The sequence below is a fragment of the Vibrio sp. Y176 genome (assembly GCF_033438945.1).
The window spans coordinates 1-556 of record NZ_JAWOQS010000987.1 but is presented as its reverse complement, the minus strand read 5'-3'; the positions used below and the strand labels follow the sequence as shown (position 1 = coordinate 556).

Sequence of the window (556 nt, the reverse complement as noted above, 5' to 3'; positions counted from 1 at the left end):
CAACAATGGAAAATTTGTCGATTTCCAAATGATCCATTAGCGCCAGCATGTGTTGGGCATAATCAACTAAAGACGTGGTCGAAGCAGGAGCGGCGTCCGATTCACCATGCGCCCATAAGTCAGGCACAATACAACGATAGGACTGGCTCAAAACTTCAATTTGAGGCGCCCACATTTGGCAATCCCACAAATAGCTATGTCCAAACAGCAGCACAGGCCCTTCGCCTTTGTCTAGGTAAGCAAGTTGCTGACCTTCAATTTCAAACTTCTTCATTGTTATATCCATTTATTATTCTTCCGCGCCATCCTATCACTGAACACAAAGAAAACTGCTCACATCAGTCTGGAAATCTCACGCCTTTTTCTTGGGGAAATAAACCACAAAAACAAAGGCCTCTATAAATAGAGGCCAGTCAATATACAAGGTTTGATTACGCGATTGGCGTTAGCTGGTCAATTGGCCAGCGCGGACGCGCTTCCACCGACATATCTGCGACTTCACCATTCTTCAAACGTTGCATACCCGCATACGCAATCATTGCACCGTTGTCAGTAC

1 protein-coding gene and 1 pseudogene are annotated in these 556 nt (G+C 45.5%); both read right to left on the bottom strand.

Features of this window, described 5'->3' with window-relative positions; translation table 11 throughout:
• A partial coding sequence (locus R7O13_RS29790; RefSeq protein WP_318305581.1) for an alpha/beta hydrolase occupies window positions 1–274 on the bottom strand: 274 nt, incomplete at its 3' end.
• A gap of 157 nt (window positions 275–431) precedes the next feature.
• Window positions 432–556: pseudogene (locus R7O13_RS29785) on the bottom strand (tRNA (adenosine(37)-N6)-threonylcarbamoyltransferase complex transferase subunit TsaD); the annotation flags it as partial.